At 70.5% G+C, this 14,589-nt stretch carries 16 protein-coding genes; 10 read left to right on the forward strand and 6 right to left on the reverse strand.

Translation table 11 applies throughout. The annotated features are described in order from the left end of the window. Positions 1 to 137: 137 nt before the first annotated feature. The 7 genes from rpsM (at position 138) to truA (ending at position 4,550) form a co-directional block, all read left to right on the forward strand. Entirely contained in the window at positions 138 to 518 is a 381-nt protein-coding gene (gene rpsM, locus OG439_RS42275) for a 30S ribosomal protein S13 (RefSeq protein WP_004558883.1), read from the forward strand. Further along, positions 515 to 700 (forward strand): hypothetical protein, encoded by a 186-nt coding sequence (locus tag OG439_RS42280; protein WP_020643221.1) that lies wholly within the window; start codon positions 515 to 517, stop codon positions 698 to 700. The genes rpsM and OG439_RS42280 overlap by 4 nt, the downstream gene beginning before the upstream one ends. 18 nt (positions 701 to 718) lie before the next feature. Further along, positions 719 to 1,126, forward strand: a complete 408-nt coding sequence (rpsK, locus tag OG439_RS42285) for a 30S ribosomal protein S11 (protein WP_247060546.1) — start codon at positions 719 to 721, stop codon at positions 1,124 to 1,126. Between the two features lie 23 nt (positions 1,127 to 1,149). Then, a complete protein-coding gene (gene rpsD / locus OG439_RS42290; RefSeq protein WP_247060548.1) occupies positions 1,150 to 1,755 on the forward strand; it encodes a 30S ribosomal protein S4 in 606 nt (201 codons plus the stop codon). 106 nt (positions 1,756 to 1,861) lie between these two features. Further along, positions 1,862 to 2,932, forward strand: a complete 1,071-nt coding sequence (locus OG439_RS42295) for a DNA-directed RNA polymerase subunit alpha (RefSeq protein WP_004558887.1) — start codon at positions 1,862 to 1,864, stop codon at positions 2,930 to 2,932. A gap of 44 nt (positions 2,933 to 2,976) precedes the next feature. After that, positions 2,977 to 3,654, forward strand: a complete 678-nt coding sequence (gene rplQ, locus OG439_RS42300; protein ID WP_442788253.1) for a 50S ribosomal protein L17, sunset domain variant — start codon at positions 2,977 to 2,979, stop codon at positions 3,652 to 3,654. Between the two features lie 65 nt (positions 3,655 to 3,719). After that, positions 3,720 to 4,550, forward strand: coding sequence for a tRNA pseudouridine(38-40) synthase TruA (truA, locus tag OG439_RS42305; RefSeq protein ID WP_326951746.1), 831 nt, complete (start codon positions 3,720 to 3,722; stop codon positions 4,548 to 4,550). A 40-nt stretch (positions 4,551 to 4,590) separates the two neighbouring features. Here the strand turns inward: truA and OG439_RS42310 are convergent, their stop codons facing one another. The 3 genes from OG439_RS42310 to eccE all read right to left on the reverse strand — a co-directional run bounded on the left by OG439_RS42310 (position 4,591) and on the right by eccE (position 7,070). Beyond that, positions 4,591 to 4,938 carry a peptidase inhibitor family I36 protein gene (locus OG439_RS42310; protein WP_326946023.1) on the reverse strand — a complete coding sequence of 116 codons (348 nt, stop codon included), beginning with the start codon at positions 4,936 to 4,938 and terminating at the stop codon, positions 4,591 to 4,593. A 180-nt stretch (positions 4,939 to 5,118) separates the two neighbouring features. Then, positions 5,119 to 5,838, reverse strand: coding sequence for a hypothetical protein (locus tag OG439_RS42315; protein ID WP_247060552.1), 720 nt, complete (start codon positions 5,836 to 5,838; stop codon positions 5,119 to 5,121). Further along, positions 5,835 to 7,070 carry a type VII secretion protein EccE gene (gene eccE, locus OG439_RS42320; RefSeq protein ID WP_326946024.1) on the reverse strand — a complete coding sequence of 412 codons (1,236 nt, stop codon included), beginning with the start codon at positions 7,068 to 7,070 and terminating at the stop codon, positions 5,835 to 5,837. The genes OG439_RS42315 and eccE overlap by 4 nt, the downstream gene beginning before the upstream one ends. A 582-nt stretch (positions 7,071 to 7,652) precedes the next feature. Between eccE and eccB the strand changes: the two genes are divergently transcribed. From eccB to OG439_RS42335, 3 genes are all read left to right on the forward strand, one after another. After that, positions 7,653 to 9,293 carry a type VII secretion protein EccB gene (eccB, locus tag OG439_RS42325; RefSeq protein ID WP_326946025.1) on the forward strand — a complete coding sequence of 547 codons (1,641 nt, stop codon included), beginning with the start codon at positions 7,653 to 7,655 and terminating at the stop codon, positions 9,291 to 9,293. Between the two features lie 66 nt (positions 9,294 to 9,359). Next, complete coding sequence (locus OG439_RS42330; protein ID WP_326946026.1) at positions 9,360 to 9,677, forward strand: hypothetical protein; 318 nt, start codon at positions 9,360 to 9,362, stop codon at positions 9,675 to 9,677. Continuing rightward, positions 9,677 to 10,774 carry a WXG100 family type VII secretion target gene (locus tag OG439_RS42335; protein ID WP_326951747.1) on the forward strand — a complete coding sequence of 366 codons (1,098 nt, stop codon included), beginning with the start codon at positions 9,677 to 9,679 and terminating at the stop codon, positions 10,772 to 10,774. The genes OG439_RS42330 and OG439_RS42335 overlap by 1 nt, the downstream gene beginning before the upstream one ends. A 9-nt stretch (positions 10,775 to 10,783) precedes the next feature. Here OG439_RS42335 and mycP read toward each other — a convergent pair whose 3' ends face one another. The 3 genes from mycP to OG439_RS42350 all read right to left on the reverse strand — a co-directional run bounded on the left by mycP (position 10,784) and on the right by OG439_RS42350 (position 14,358). Continuing rightward, entirely contained in the window at positions 10,784 to 12,409 is a 1,626-nt protein-coding gene (gene mycP / locus OG439_RS42340; RefSeq protein WP_326946027.1) for a type VII secretion-associated serine protease mycosin, read from the reverse strand. A gap of 20 nt (positions 12,410 to 12,429) precedes the next feature. After that, positions 12,430 to 13,794, reverse strand: coding sequence for a type VII secretion integral membrane protein EccD (eccD, locus tag OG439_RS42345; RefSeq protein ID WP_326946028.1), 1,365 nt, complete (start codon positions 13,792 to 13,794; stop codon positions 12,430 to 12,432). Between the two features lie 144 nt (positions 13,795 to 13,938). Next, entirely contained in the window at positions 13,939 to 14,358 is a 420-nt protein-coding gene (locus OG439_RS42350; RefSeq protein ID WP_326946029.1) for a hypothetical protein, read from the reverse strand. Between the last annotated feature and the right edge of the window lie 231 nt (positions 14,359 to 14,589).

The following is a 14,589-nucleotide window of genomic DNA, read 5'->3' on the forward strand; positions in this document are numbered from 1 at the left end:
GATCCGGTTCACCCCCGGACTTCAGGCCGGGGCCGGGACACCCGAAGCGCGAGCCGAGGGCACGACAGGCGAGTCGGTCCCGGAACCGGACGGGGAGCAGACCTGAGGATGAATTCTAAGAAGGAGCATCAACGCCAATGGCACGACTCGCTGGCGTAGACCTCCCCCGCGAAAAGCGGTTGGAGATCGCGCTTACCTACATCTACGGCATCGGCCGTACCCGCTCGAAGCAGCTCATCAAGGCTGCCGAGCTCAACGCGGACACCCGCGTCAAGGACCTCAGCGATGACGACCTCGCGAAGCTGCGTACGTACATCGAAGAGAACTTCAAGGTCGAGGGTGACCTTCGCCGCGAGGTGAACGCCGACATCCGTCGGAAGATCGAGATCGGGTGCTACGAAGGCCTTCGCTGGCGTCGCGGACTGCCCGTCCGCGGTCAGCGCACGAAGACCAACGCCCGTACCCGCAAGGGTCCGAAGAAGACGGTCGCCGGCAAGAAGAAGGCTGGCAAGAAGTGAGCGTCCAGGGCAAGAAGGTCGTGCAGATGGGCGGCGCTCAGCGTCGCGGCTCGGCCTGTGTCTCGCCCAAGGCGCTCTACGCCCGCCCGATGGCGCTCCGCAACCTGTACACCGACGCCGGTTCGATCATCCGGCGCGGACAGGCCGAAGCGGTCGCCGCTCACCAAGAGAACGCGCGCTAACAGGAGAACCCTCAGAACATGCCACCGAAGTCTCGTACCGCGGCGGGGACCAAGAAGGTCCGCCGCAAGGAAAAGAAGAATGTCGCGCACGGTCACGCGCACATCAAGAGCACCTTCAACAACACCATCGTCTCGATCACGGACCCGACCGGTGCCGTGATCGCGTGGGCGTCGAGTGGTCACGTGGGCTTCAAGGGCTCGCGCAAGTCCACCCCGTTCGCCGCGCAGATGGCCGCCGAGAACGCCGCCCGCAAGGCTGCTGAGCACGGCATGAAGAAGGTCGACGTCTTCGTGAAGGGCCCGGGTTCGGGCCGCGAGACGGCGATCCGCTCGCTGCAGGCGGCCGGCCTCGAGGTCGGCACCATCCAGGACGTGACCCCGCAGCCTCACAACGGCTGCCGCCCGCCCAAGCGGCGCCGGGTCTGAGGAACGGGGAGGAGTAAGAAGAAATGGCTCGTTACACCGGCCCCGCGACGCGTATTTCGCGTCGCCTCAAGGTTGACCTCATCGGCGGCGACCAGGCTTTCGAGCGTCGCCCCTACCCGCCGGGCCAGCACGGCCGCGGGCGCATCAAGGAGTCCGAGTACCTCCTGCAGTCGCAGGAGAAGCAGAAGGCTCGCTACACCTACGGCGTTCTCGAGCGCCAGTTCGTCCGGTACTACAAGGAAGCCGTCCGGCGTCCGGGTAAGACCGGTGAGAACCTGCTGCAGATCCTCGAGTCCCGTCTGGACAACGTGATCTACCGCGCCGGCATCGCCCGCACCCGCCGTCAGGCGCGTCAGCTGGTGAGCCACGGCCACTTCCTGGTCAACGGCGTCAAGGTCAACGTCCCGTCCTACCAGGTCTCGAAGTGGGACATCATCGACGTGCGGCCGAAGTCGTTCACGATGCTGCCCCTGGTCGTGGCCAAGGAGTCCTACGGCGACCGCCCGATCCCGGCGTGGCTGCAGGTCGTTTCGTCGAACCTCCGCGTGCTGGTCCACCAGCTGCCGGAGCGTGCGCAGATCGACGTTCCGGTTCAGGAACAGCTGATCGTCGAGCTTTACTCGAAGTAATCCGGCTTCCGGGCCGGTTACGGGCGGCGGCGCCCACAGTGCGCCGCCGCCTCGCCATCCCTTCGACGTCATATGGCGGGCGTCGTCTGGAAAGGAACAAGGAAGAATGCTGATTTCCCAGCGGCCGGCTCTCGGCGAAGAGACGGTCAACGAGACCCGTTCCCGGTTCACCATCGAACCGCTGGAGCCCGGCTTCGGTTACACCCTCGGCAACTCGCTGCGGCGCACACTGCTGTCGTCCATCCCGGGCGCGGCCGTGACGAGCATCCGCATCGACGGCGTGCTGCACGAGTTCACCACCGTTCCGGGGGTGAAGGAAGACGTCACCGACATCATCCTGAACCTCAAGGAGCTCGTGGTGTCCTCGGAAGAGGACGAGCCGGTCACCATGTACCTGCGCAAGCAGGGCCCCGGTGAGGTCACCGCGGCCGACATCGTGCCGCCGGCCGGCGTCACCGTGCACAACCCGGACCTGCACATCGCGTCGCTGAACGGCAAGGGCAAGCTCGAGATCGAGCTCGTCGTCGAGCGCGGCCGCGGTTACGTTCCGGCCCTGCAGAACAAGCAGGCGGGCGCGGAGATCGGCCGGATCCCGGTCGACTCGATCTACTCGCCGGTGCTGAAGGTGACCTACAAGGTCGAGGCCACCCGTGTCGAGCAGCGCACCGACTTCGACAAGCTGATCCTGGACGTCGAGACCAAGCCGTCGATCACGCCGCGCGACGCGGTCGCGTCGGCCGGCAAGACGCTGGTGGAGCTGTTCGGTCTCGCCCGCGAGCTGAACGTCGACGCCGAGGGCATCGAGATCGGCCCGTCGCCGCAGGAAGCGGACACCATCGCCGCCTACGCGATGCCGATCGAGGACCTGGACCTCACCGTCCGGTCGTACAACTGCCTCAAGCGCGAGGGCATCCACACGGTGGGCGAGCTGGTCTCGCGCTCCGAGGCGGACCTGCTCGACATCCGCAACTTCGGCGCCAAGTCGATCGACGAGGTCAAGCTGAAGCTCGTCGGTCTCGGCCTCGCGCTGAAGGACAGCCCGCCCGGGTTCGACCCGACCGCGGCTGCCGCCAGCTACGACGGTGAAGGCTGGTCGGAGGGTGTCGGTGGCATCGCCGACGGGATTTCGGACGGCCACGACGATGGCCAGGACTACGCAGAGACCGAGCAGCTCTAGGGCTCTGTGCCTGGACGCTGCGAGCTGAACTAGTAGGAGAACCAATGCCCACCCCTACCAAGGGAGCCCGGCTCGGCGGATCAGCCGCGCACGAGCGGCTGATCCTGGCCAACTTGGCCACGCAGCTGTTCGAGCACGGCAAGATCACCACCACCGAGGCGAAGGCGAAGCGGGTCCGCCCGCTGGCCGAGAAGCTGATCTCGAAGGCGAAGCGGGGCGACCTGCACAACCGCCGTCAGGTTCAGCGCGTCGTCCGTGACAAGGACGTCGTCCACAAGCTGTTCGCCGAGATCGGTCCGCACTTCGCGGAGCGTCCCGGTGGTTACACCCGGATCACCAAGACGATGGCCCGCAAGGGCGACAACGCCAAGATGGCCGTCATCGAGCTGGTGAACGAGAAGACCGTGACGAGCGAGGCCGAGCGCGCGCGCAAGACCAAGTTCGCCAAGGACGAGAAGCCGGCCGCCGCTGTCGAAGCCGCCCCGGCCGCCGAGGAAGCCGCTTCGGAGGCTCCCTACGGTGAGGGCAGCCACGCGCCGCTCGAGGACGGGACGCAGCCCGAGGGCTTCCCGATCAAGGGCAACGACGAGTCGAAGTACTACCACACCGAGGAAAGCCCGTACTACGAGCAGACCAAGGCCGAGGTGTGGTTCGCCACCGCCGAAGCCGCGGAAGCCGCGGGCTTCTCGCTGCCGCCGTCGCAGCAGGACGACGAGTCCTGACGACGGAAGCCGTTCCGAACGAGCCCGCCATCCCCGCTGGGGACGGCGGGCTCGTTCGTCTGCGCCTGGACGTCTCCTACGACGGCACGGACTTCTCGGGCTGGGCCCGCCAGCCGGGCCGCCGCACGGTCCAGGCGGAGCTGGAGGAGGCCCTGCAGCGCCAGCCGCCGGGCGCCTCGGTGCCGAAGTCGGTGGTCGTGGCGGGCCGCACGGACGCCGGGGTGCACGCGGCCGGCCAGGTGGTGCACGTCGACGTCGTGCCGCTGGCCCCTTCGGCCTCGACCCGGGTCCCGGTGTCGGCCGCGGGCATCCCGGACCTGACCCGCATGGCCGGGCGCTGGAACCGCCTCCTGCCGGGCGACGTGCGCGTCCTGGGCGCCCGCGTGGCCCCGGCGGGTTTCGACGCCCGGTTCTCGGCGGTCCGCCGCCACTACCGCTACCGCGTCTCGGACGCCCCCTGGGGCGTGGACCCGTTGCGCCGCAACGACACGCTGGCCTGGAACCGTCCACTGTCGACGGACGCGATGAACTCCGCGGCTTCGGCGCTGCTGGGCCTGCAGGACTTCGCGGCGTACTGCAAGCAGCGCGACACGGGCACGACGATCCGCGAGCTGCAACGCCTGGTCTGGCGCCGGGTGGACGAGCACCTGCTGGAGGTCGAGGTCTCCGCGGACGCGTTCTGTCACTCGATGGTCCGCAGCCTGGTCGGAGCATTGCTCCTGGTGGGCGACGGCCGCCGCGGGCCGAGCTGGCCCGGCGAGGTCTTGGCGAGCGGCGTCCGCGACAGCGCGGTGGCCCCGGCCCACGGCCTGACCCTCACAGCGGTCGACTACCCGCCGGACACCGAACTGGCCGCACGAGCCGAGCAAACGCGCAACGTCCGCACCTCGCCCTGACGGGCGGGGCTGCCGTTCACCCTCCAGCCTTGGGTCGTTGTCAGCCGTTGCAGGGCTTCACCGAGCTGACCGGACTGACGCGGAAGCCGTGCGTGACGGTTTCATTGATCCCACTCGATGCGCCGGTGTAGTTGTAGCCGCTGTACAGGCACATGCCTCGCGGATGGCTGCTGACGACCCAGATCGCGTGGTCGACACCCTGACCGCGCAGGTCGGGGGAGCCCCAGGTGAACGTCGCCATCCGGCCGGTCATGTTCTCGCCGGTATAGAGACAGATCGTGCCTGCGGGACATGTCGCAGCGACCTGTGCGCCCGCCTCGGAGACGGAAACCATTGTGAGCAAAGCGATCGAAGTCGCCACAGTGGCGACCGACTTGAATACGCGCACGAAGACCCTCCCAAGAATTCCGCGCTCGGGCCGCTCACTGCGACCACAAGATGATCTTGGGCGGGGTGGGCGATTGGTGTCAAGGCGACGAACGAACCCGGGTAACACCCACAGGTGTACACCTTGACGAAAGCGGGCGGCTCCCCTCGGGAACCACCCGCTTTCGCTGACTCGGAAACCTCAGTCGCCGCGGCGGACCGGGCCCAGGAGCTGCTGCTCCTTGCCCGTCGTCACCAGGCGCAGTGGTCGCCAGAGGTTCCGGCCCAGGGCTACCACCTGGTCGTCCTTCAAGGTCGTCAGCTGGCGCATCATCTGCGGCGGCAGGCGCCAGATGCGGGCCGCCAGCTCGGCCTGGCCGGCCGGGAGGCGCTGCATCAGCACCAGGTCCGCCGCGTTCGCCGTCGCGCCCGCCTGGGGGTGCAGGTACGGGAGGACGTAGATCGTCGTCTGCCACGGCGACCTCGGCGGGAACAGGTCCTGCGGGGTCGGGCCGCCGTCGGTGACCACCAGCAGCGGAGCGTCCTCCGACGGGCGGGGCAGCTCGACCGGGGACAGCCGGCGGATCTGGACCAGCGGGGACGGCCGGCCGTCGCGGCTGCCGGCCGCGCGGGACAGCACCTGCCACTCGGTCGGACGGCCCGTGGCCACCACGACCCACGCGCCGACGGCCATCGCGCGCATCGCCACCTGGCGGGCCAGGTACAGCCCGCCCACCAGCACGATGCGGGTCGGCGTCGAGCGCAGGGCCGAGATCGTCAACGGCTCGCCCTTGAGGCCTGAGCCGAGCACGATGCCGCCGCGGTCACCCGACGGGCTGATCGCGTCGAGCATCGCGGGGTCCACGGTGAACTCCGGCGCCACACCGGTGTTCTGCCCGGCGTCGCGGAGACGGGAAGTCATGCCGTACCTCCGATCGGCAACGTCGCGGCGAGCGCGGAGACCTGCAGCCCGCGCAGCGGCGTCAGAACCACGCCCAGCCGCTCGGACAGGCCGTGCAGCCGCTGGTCGGCGGCGTCGAGCTCACGCGGGTTGCGCGCGCTGAGCCGGACCACGCCGCGCAGGCCGATCTTGCCCTCGTCCGACGCCGGTGAGATGGACATCGCGACCGTCGCGGACAGCGCGCGGACGCTCGTCAGCGCGTTCAGGCTGCCGGTGATCTTGCCCTTCGGCCAGCCGGTGATCGCGTAGCTCGCGTGGCCGATGCCGGCCGCGGTCACGCCGGACCACCGCTCCTGCAGCATCACCTTGTCCGGCGAGCCGGCGACCGACGTCAGTTCCGCGGCGGAAATGCTCGCGCGCAGCAGTTCGTCCGGGTCGAGCGGCCGGGTCGGGACGCCTTGGGACTCCAAGGCGTTGCGCACGCGGGAAAGCGCGCCGATCAGCGCGCGGTGGGCGCCGACGACGCCGCCGCCGCGCTCCCGGATCGCCGCCGGGCAGCGCTTCGGGTCCAGCCGGATCGCGACCCACGTCGTCCGCCGCGCCGCCGCGGGCAGCGGGCCGAGCACCTCCATGTAGGAACTCAGCGCGGGCGAGTCCGACGGCAGCGCCGCGCTGCCCGGGTAGCAGTGCCAGATCATCTGGATGGAGTCGAGGACCACGCCGCGGTCCTCCAGGCACGGGGCGAGCGCCGCGAGCGGCAGGCTCGGCGCGTCACCGGCCTGGGTGATCATCGCCGGGGTGGGCTCGACGAGCAGCACGGCCGTCCAAGAACCGTCGTGCCAGGCGAGCCCGACCTGCTGGCGCTCGTGGTCGACGCCGTGCGCGACGACGAGGTCCGGGACGGCGATGCGGAGCAGGTTCACGCGGGCGTCGTCCGCGCCGGTCACCGCGGTCTCCTCGGCCGCCATCGCCTCGACGCTGCTCGGCGGCAGCGGCTCGGCGACGCGGTCGTGGGACCGGAAGGAGTACCGCATCGTCAGGCCGACCCACTGGGTGAACCAGCGGCCGCGCCAGCGCAGCAGCGCGACGATCAGGGCGGCCGCGAGGATGCCGATCCCCACGTACTTCAACGACATGTCGATGGCGAGCAGCACCAGCCCGACCGCGAGACCGACCTCGAGCACGACGAGGTTCGCCACGGGGAGCGGGCCGAGGTTCACGCCAGAGGACCGGCGCCGCGCGGGCGGGGCCATCCGGGTCGCGCCGGCCGGGGTACTGGCCGGGCCGTCGGAGTCACCGGGCCCCTGGGGTCCGCCGGGTCCGCCGGGACCGTTGGGTCCGCCCGGTCCACCGGGTCCGCCAGGCCCACCGGGACCTCCCGGGCCGCCGGGTCCGCCCGGGCCACCGGGACCGGGACGACCCGGTCCGCCGGGTCCGCCAGGGCCGGGACCGGGTCCGCCGGGGCCGCGAGGGGGTCCGCCGGGGCCACCACCGGGCCCCTGGGGGCCGCCGGGTCCGCCACCGGGGCCACCCGGCACCCCGCCGGGTCCGCCAGGGCCACCGGGAAGGACGTTGGGGCCGGTCGGTCTGCCCGGACGAGGCGGCGGGCCGGGGCGTCCCTGACCGGGCGGCGGGGGCCCGGGCGGGCCAGGCGGACGTGGAGGGTTGGTGACGGACATCCGCGCTTTCTCTTCCCCTCGTGCTTGCTGCGTACCCGGAAGCCGGGTCCCGGGGAGTCCGACACTAGCTTGAGTTGGTAGAAACCCCACACCAGACGGTCCCCGTACGGCTATCCTGCGGAACCGTACCGCGACGGGGAGAGCTGTAGGTCGAGAATGCCATCAACACCCACGACTAAGTCTCAGGTTCAGGCGTACAAGTTCGTCCTGCGCCGGATGCAGTCGGCACTGGTCCGGCGTGATGCCGTGATGCTGCACGACCCGATGCGCACCCACACGAGGGCCACGATCGTCGGTGTTGTGCTCGGCGCTCTCGGCGCCATCGTGTTCGTCGTCTGGGGCCTGCTCAGCCCGGCGCCGTCGGTGCCCGAGGCCGGCGGCATCGTGATCGGTGAGCAGTCCGGCACGGTCTACGTGGTGATGGGCAACCCGAAGATGCTCGTCCCGACCTTCAACCTCGCGTCCGCGCGGTTGTTGCTGCTCGCCCAGTCGAAGCAGCAGTCGTCCGGGGCGGCCGGCGGCAACAGCGTGGCGGCGCCGGCGGCCGCGGCGAGCCCGGCCGCTGTGAAGAATCCCACGGTCGTTTCCGATGAACAGCTGAAGAACATCCCGCGCGGAAAACTGACCGGAATTCCCGACGGCCCGCAACTGATTCCGGGGGATTCGCAGCGGACTTCCGCGAATTGGGCCGTCTGCGACCAGGTTCAGCTCGATCCTTCGCTGCCGCAGCCCGACAGCGTGAACAAGACCAACACCTACGTCTTCGGCGGAATCGCGCCGAGCGCCCTCGGTACCGAACTGGGGGACAAGGAAGCGTTGCTGGCGGCGGCGGACAACGGCAAGACGTACCTGATCTACCGCCTGCCGAGCACGCAGAACCGCCCCAACGCCAACACCGTGCGCGCCGAGATCGACACCGGCGACTCGCACAACGCGGTCTCGACGGCCCTGCAGCTGAACCAGAAACCGCGGAAGATCACGCAGGGGCTGCTGAACGCCATCCCCGAGGTCGCGCGCCTGACCCCGCCGGTGATCGCGGACGGCAACGCGCCGGCCGACTTCGACGGCCTGTCCGCGGGCGACGTCTTCTCCACGCAGCCGACCGGTGCCCAGCCGCAGTACTGGGCCATCACCACGGGCGGCATCCAGCAGGTGTCGAACGCGGTGGCCGACGTCATCCGCGTCGCGAAGCACGGCAGCGCGAGCCGGATCCAGATCCTCGGCCTCGACAAGCTGTCCGGCGTCCGCGTCCTGCAGCCCACCGACCCGGACTACATCAAGGTCGACGACTTCCCGCGCACGGTCCCGACGGTCCTCGACGCGACGAAGAACTCGGCGGTCTCGTGCCTCGGCTGGTCCGTGGTCGGCGAAGGCGACAACCGCGACGCCCACACCTCGGTGTACATCGACACCCAGCTGCCGGGCCAGAACAGCCACGGCGACAAGTTCAGCACGATCAAGGTCACCACGCCCGGCCCGAACCGCGTGCCGGTCAACGGGTTCTACCTGCAGCCCGGGTTCGGCGCGGTCGTCCAGTCCGCCACCGGCAAGGCGAGCTTCGGCAAGGGCTCGATCCAGCTGATCTCCGACCGCGGCATCCGCTACAGCGTCCCGGACGCCGCGACCGCGGACGCGATCGGCCTGAACAACCGGCAACCGGCGCCGGAGTCGATCATCGGCCTGCTGCCGACCGGTGCTTCGCTGAACACGCAGGACGTCCTGCGGGAGTTCGACTCCGTGCCGATCGACCCGAACGCCGGCTCGTTCCCGACGCCCGGCCCGCAGCCCGGCAGCTGAGCGGAACCATCGGGCCGCTCTGCGCGTCACACACGCTCGGATGGTCTTTTCGCGAGCGGAGGTGCCGTGGCCGGCTTGAGGATGGACGGCGTTGTCGTCGCCGAGTACGCCAAGACGGCTGAGGAGGCCGCAGCCGAGCTGGATTCGGCGGCGGCCGAGGTGGGCGGCGAAGGCGTTTCCGACGAGTCCTACGGCGCCCTGGGGGCGCAGATCGGCCTAGGTGCGTCGTACGGCCGCGCGGCCGGGGCGTTGCGGCAGCAGCTGGCCGACGGCGCCGAGGCGCTGCGGTCCGCCGCGGAGGCGCTGCGGCACGTCACGGTGCGCCACAGCGACCACGACGCCCAGGCCGCGGAGCTGATCAAGCGCGCCGGGAGGCTCGAATGATGTTCGCCGAACCGGAAGCGTCCACCGCTTCCATCCCGCACCCCCTGGCCAAGCGGACGGCCGCCCCCGCGGCGGCTCCCGCCGTCACCTTCGGGCCGGAAGCGGCGGGCGACGACATCGCCGCCGCGGCCGAGCCGTACCTGTCGTACCTCACCGACCTTTCGGGGCAGCTCGGGCTGATCGACCCCGTCGAGACGTACTTCCGCCCGCTGATCGGCCGCTGGGGCGACCTCGGTGCCGAGGCCGGCCGGTTGCGCCGGGCGGCCGCCGCGGCGGCCGAGGTGTCCGCCCGGCTCGACGACCGGCTCGGCCGCCTGGACGGCGGCTGGGAAGGCCGGGACGCGGACGCGTTCGTCGCGTACATCCGCGAGATCGGTGCCGCGGGCGGCGACCTCCAGGAAGCGCTGACCGTCCTCGCCGGCGCCCTCGACGACCTGGTGACGACCCTGCGCCACGTCGTCGTCGACCTCGTCGAAGTGCTGGTGGACGCGGCAGAGCTGGTGTCGGAGTCGATGACGCTCCCCAGCGGCGGCACCCGGCGGGCGCGGACGCAGCTGCGGGAGACGCAGGAGTCGGCGAAGGGGCTGTACGAGACCGCGCGCGACGTCCTGGAGGCGTTCGACCGGCTGTGCGACGGGGTCGACGACCCCGACGTCGTCACCCGGAGCGTCGAGATCAACCACCGGTACCCGCAGGACCGGTTTAGGTTGCAGGACACGGAATCCGGTGCGACGGCGGTTTCTTCGACGGGTTCGACCGGTTCGGATTCGGGCTCAGGCTCGGATGAGGTCATGACGGCGTCGTCGGCGGAGGACAGCAAGCACACCGACTCCGGCCGTCCCGCGGACGCGGCCGTCCCGCAGGCGCCGGTCGCCCCGGTCGTGGCGGACACCGCGGACCACAGCGCGTCGGGCATGCCGATGATGCCGATGATGGGCATCGGCGGCTTCGGCGGAGGCGGCGGTCAGGCTCGCCGCCCGTCGAAGAACCGGCCGATGATCAAGTCGTCGGAGCTGCTCGGCGAGCCGGACCTGGTCGCCCCACCGGTGATCGGCGAGGACGAGACGGCGCCGAAGCCCAAGCCGCCCGCGCAGTAGCTCCGGCGGTCAGCGCACCGGGCCGGTGGGCTCCGGGCGGTTGCGGCGGATCGTGCGCATCACGAAGAGCGTGATCAGCAGGGCCACCAGACCACCACCGGTACCGGCCAGGGCCACGATCATCGGGGTCGAGCTGCGGTCGTTGGCCGGGGGGAGCTGGGCCATCTGCGGGCCCGGGTCCGACGCCACGACCCCGACCTCCGACGGCAGGCTCTGCGTCAGGGCCGCCACCGGGTCGATCACGCCGGCGCCGACAAAGTTGTCTCGCCCGCCCTGTGCGGCCGGGTGCTGGGCGGTCTCCTTGATCCGGTCGACGACCTGCTTCGCCTTGAGGTCGGGGTACTTCGCCCGGACCAGCGCCGCGAGACCGGCGACGTAGGGCGCCGCGAAGCTGGTGCCCTGGATTTCGCTGGCCTTGTCGCCGCTTTCGAACGTCAGGTTCGCCAGCCCCGTCGATCCTTCGGCGGGGTCCAGCGAGATGATCTTCGTGCCTGGGGCGGCGACGCCCACCCAGGGGCCGTGCACACTGAACGGCGCCACGCTGCCGAATTCGTCGATCGCGCCGACCGACAGCACGTCGTCCGCGAACCACGGCGGGGTCACGACCGTCTTCGGCTTGCGCGCGTCCGGCTGGTCGTTCTGCAGGCACTTGTCCCCGACGTTGCCGGCCGCGGCGACGATGACGACGTCCTTCGAAGCCGCGTAGTGGACGGCCGCCTGCACCTGCTGCTCGCCCAGGGTGATCGTGCCGTCGGCCACCCGGCAGTTGTCGACCGACATGTTCACGACCTTGATGTCGCCGCGGTCGGCGATCCGCACCAGGATCTCCGCGAGCGTCTTCAGGGTGCCTGCCGTGCCGTCCTTTTCGAGCTGGCGGCCGCCGTTCGTCTGTCCCGGCGAAGTGCCCTCGCCCTCCCCGCCGCCTCCGGCGCCGGTGCTCGGCGGCAGCTGCGACTCCGACCCGGCGGGCGGGTTCTCGCTCGACGACGGCGAGCTGCTGGTGGTGCCGGCCGGCGGGGTGGGGGTCTCCTTGGGGGGCCCGTAGTTCTCGCTCAGCTGGCGGAAGGACACGATCGTCGCGTCCGGTGCCACGCCGACGAAGCCGACCTCGGGGTTGTCGGGCCGGCCCGCGATGATCCCGGCGACCTCGGTGCCGTGGCCGTCGCAGTCCTCGAGTCCGGGTTGCTGGCCGTGGGTCGTCGCCGCGACGTAGTCGCCGCCCGACTCGAGGCGGTTCTGGAACCACGGGTGCCCGGTGACACCGGTGTCGATCACCCCGACCTTGACACCGCCGCCGGCGGAGTGGTCGGAGGTGGCGGCGCGGACGATCTCCTGCGCCTTCGCCAGCTGCAGGTACTCCTGGCCCCACGGCCGGTTGTTGATCTGGATGTTCTGGCCCAGGACGGCGCGCTGGACGCAGCCCTTGGTCTGCGTGTAGGCCTTGTCGGGCTTCTTTTCGTCCACCGGCCGCTTGCTGTCGTCGACCGGCGGCGGGGTCGCGTAGTAGCCGTCCGCCGGGGCCGTCTGCGCCCACACCGGCAGTGCGACGCCGAGCGGCGCGAGCACGCCGATGGTGCCGGCCAGCAACGCCGTGGTCGTTCGCCGGGTCGCGCCGAAGCGGCGTCCTGCAGCCATCCGAGATTCACCCGATCCGGTCACTTGAAGTTCAGGTGCCGCAGGGTGGTGTAGAGGTCCATCACACCCAGGGCGAGCGGGAGCACCGACGCGATGCAGAGCGCCTCGATGATCTCCACCGTGCGCCGCAGCGGCGGCGAGAAGCGCTGGTTCGGGAAGATCACGCCGACCACGAGCGCGCCGGCGGCCAGCAGGATCAGCACACCGAAGACGATGAGCAGGCGGTTCTGCGGGCTCGACGTCGTCAGCCAGCCGATCGCGATGCCGGTCGCCGAGACCATGCCCGTGGTGAGCAGGGCGATGGCCTGGCTGCCGTTCGCGTACGCGCGGGCGCGCAGCAGCAGCACGAGCGTCGCGACGACGCCGAGGATGATGCCGAACACGCCGGGCCCGGAAGAAGCGATGACGGCGGCCACCGCGACCGTGGCGCCGCAGCCGATCATCAGGCCGGTCATGTAGTTGTGCGCGATGGCCGTGCGGCGCTCGATCGCCCGGTAGTCGGGGAAGCCGGAGTCTTCCTTGAGCTCCTCCGCGCTGCCCGGGACGTGCGGCAGCGGCAGCTTCGCGAGCCAGATCGTGGCGCGGGGCAGGATCGAGATGCAGGCGAGCGCGACGGCGATGGTGCCGGCCGCGATGCCGGCGGCCGGGTGCGCGATGAGCGTGCCGAACAGGAACGCCAGCGCCCCGAAGGTGCCCGCGGTGGCGGCGGCGATGAACGTCGTGATGCCGGCGCCGATGACCATGATGCAGACCGAGGCGACGATGATCACGAGGACCGCGCCCAGCAGCAGGTTGGCCCGCAGCGACAGCCCCGGCACGGTGTAGAAGCCGCTGACGAAGGCCAGTGGCAGGCCACCGGCCGCGGCGACCAGCACGCCGGTCGACTCGGCCTGGTACGCCTTGGCGAGCGTCGCGCCGACCGCGACGCACGCGATCGCGCCGATGCCGCCGGCGATGGCCGCGCCGAGCGCGCTGCCGCCGTAGAACGACCCGCTGAAGAACAGTGCGACGGCGGCGACGACCAGCGCCAGCCCGCCCGCGACGTGCCCGAAGCGGTTGGCCGTTTCCTTGGTCCACGGCCGGAAGCTGTCCGGGGAGGACTCGGCGATCGCGTCGACGACGTCGTCGTACAGCGGCGGCGGCGGGTTCTCGTTGCGCTTGCGCAGCTGCAACAGCTCGCCGTCGACGACACCGAGCGAAGCGAGCGTGCGGCTGGGGTCGAGCGGGGCGTCGCCGAGCTTCGCCAGCGCCCAGCCGCCGTGGCGGGCGCCGCCGTCGGGCGACGACTCCTTGGCCATGTCGAGCAGCATCGGGAGGAGATCGGCCACCGCGACGTCGGCGGGCAGCGCCACGTCGATCCGGGTGGAGGGCGCCACCACCGTCACCCTGCTGAAAACTGTCGTGCCCGTAGCCACTGCACTGCCCCCGCTCGGTTGATACTGCTCCCGGGGGAACTTATACCGGACCCGGGCGCCGACATCATCGAACGTCCGAAAATCACTGCCCGCCGCAGGTCGGCACGAGGTCGGCTACTGGTGGTACCAGTGGGTGCAGTAGTACGGGCTGCTTCCGTCGTCGTGACGGCACACACGCCACCAATGGTCGCCGGGCTGGATGTCATGCTGGGTGCTGTCCACGCCGACCCGCTCGCCGATGTGTCCCGCCCAGCTGCTCGGGTTGGGGCCGTAGTCGGCACGGTCCAGATAGACGCGTGTGGTGGGTTGTGAGCCGCCGATGTAGCCGACGACGTCGGCGCAGAAGTACAGGTTCTGCCATTGCCCTCCGACCAGCTCGTGAGGTGTCTCGTGACAGGCGGCCGTGGATTCGGCGGTCACACCCGCGCCGGATGCCGACGCGGCCGTTGCGGTCAGCAACGCTGCCGCCGCCACGCCTGCCAGTGTCAATCGGCGGCTGTTCCCGTTCATGGTCCCTCCCCGCGTGGTGATCATCGCCAGATCATGATTAGCACGCTTGTCGCCAAGGGTGAACCGGCTGTAACCGACAGTGTGAAGGCAGATTTCCCCGAGCGATCATGACTGTCGGTCGTGGGCCGTACACTCGCCGGACGAGGGCAGGGACGCCCGACGTGGGTCACAGAGGCGGTTGCGGTATCCGCCGGAATTCCTCCGCGACGTTCGCTAGGTTGTTCCGCGCACCTTGTGCACTAAACGGTGGCCGCC

Source organism: Amycolatopsis sp. NBC_01307, assembly GCF_035975215.1.
Lineage (GTDB): Bacteria > Actinomycetota > Actinomycetes > Mycobacteriales > Pseudonocardiaceae > Amycolatopsis.

Excerpts from the sequence above, each read along its gene's own strand:
- rpsK (WP_247060546.1), top strand. The coding sequence starts at position 719 with ATGCCACCGAAGTCTCGTACCGCGGCGGGGACCAAGAAGGTCCGCCGC.
- mycP (WP_326946027.1), bottom strand. The coding sequence starts at position 12,409 with ATGGCTGCAGGACGCCGCTTCGGCGCGACCCGGCGAACGACCACGGCG.
- rplQ (WP_442788253.1), top strand. The coding sequence starts at position 2,977 with ATGCCCACCCCTACCAAGGGAGCCCGGCTCGGCGGATCAGCCGCGCAC.
- rpsD (WP_247060548.1), top strand. The coding sequence starts at position 1,150 with ATGGCTCGTTACACCGGCCCCGCGACGCGTATTTCGCGTCGCCTCAAG.
- OG439_RS42335 (WP_326951747.1), top strand. The coding sequence starts at position 9,677 with ATGTTCGCCGAACCGGAAGCGTCCACCGCTTCCATCCCGCACCCCCTG.
- eccE (WP_326946024.1), bottom strand. The coding sequence starts at position 7,070 with ATGGCCCCGCCCGCGCGGCGCCGGTCCTCTGGCGTGAACCTCGGCCCG.
- rpsM (WP_004558883.1), top strand. The coding sequence starts at position 138 with ATGGCACGACTCGCTGGCGTAGACCTCCCCCGCGAAAAGCGGTTGGAG.
- OG439_RS42350 (WP_326946029.1), bottom strand. The coding sequence starts at position 14,358 with ATGATCACCACGCGGGGAGGGACCATGAACGGGAACAGCCGCCGATTG.
- OG439_RS42315 (WP_247060552.1), bottom strand. The coding sequence starts at position 5,838 with ATGACTTCCCGTCTCCGCGACGCCGGGCAGAACACCGGTGTGGCGCCG.
- eccB (WP_326946025.1), top strand. The coding sequence starts at position 7,653 with ATGCCATCAACACCCACGACTAAGTCTCAGGTTCAGGCGTACAAGTTC.
- OG439_RS42295 (WP_004558887.1), top strand. The coding sequence starts at position 1,862 with ATGCTGATTTCCCAGCGGCCGGCTCTCGGCGAAGAGACGGTCAACGAG.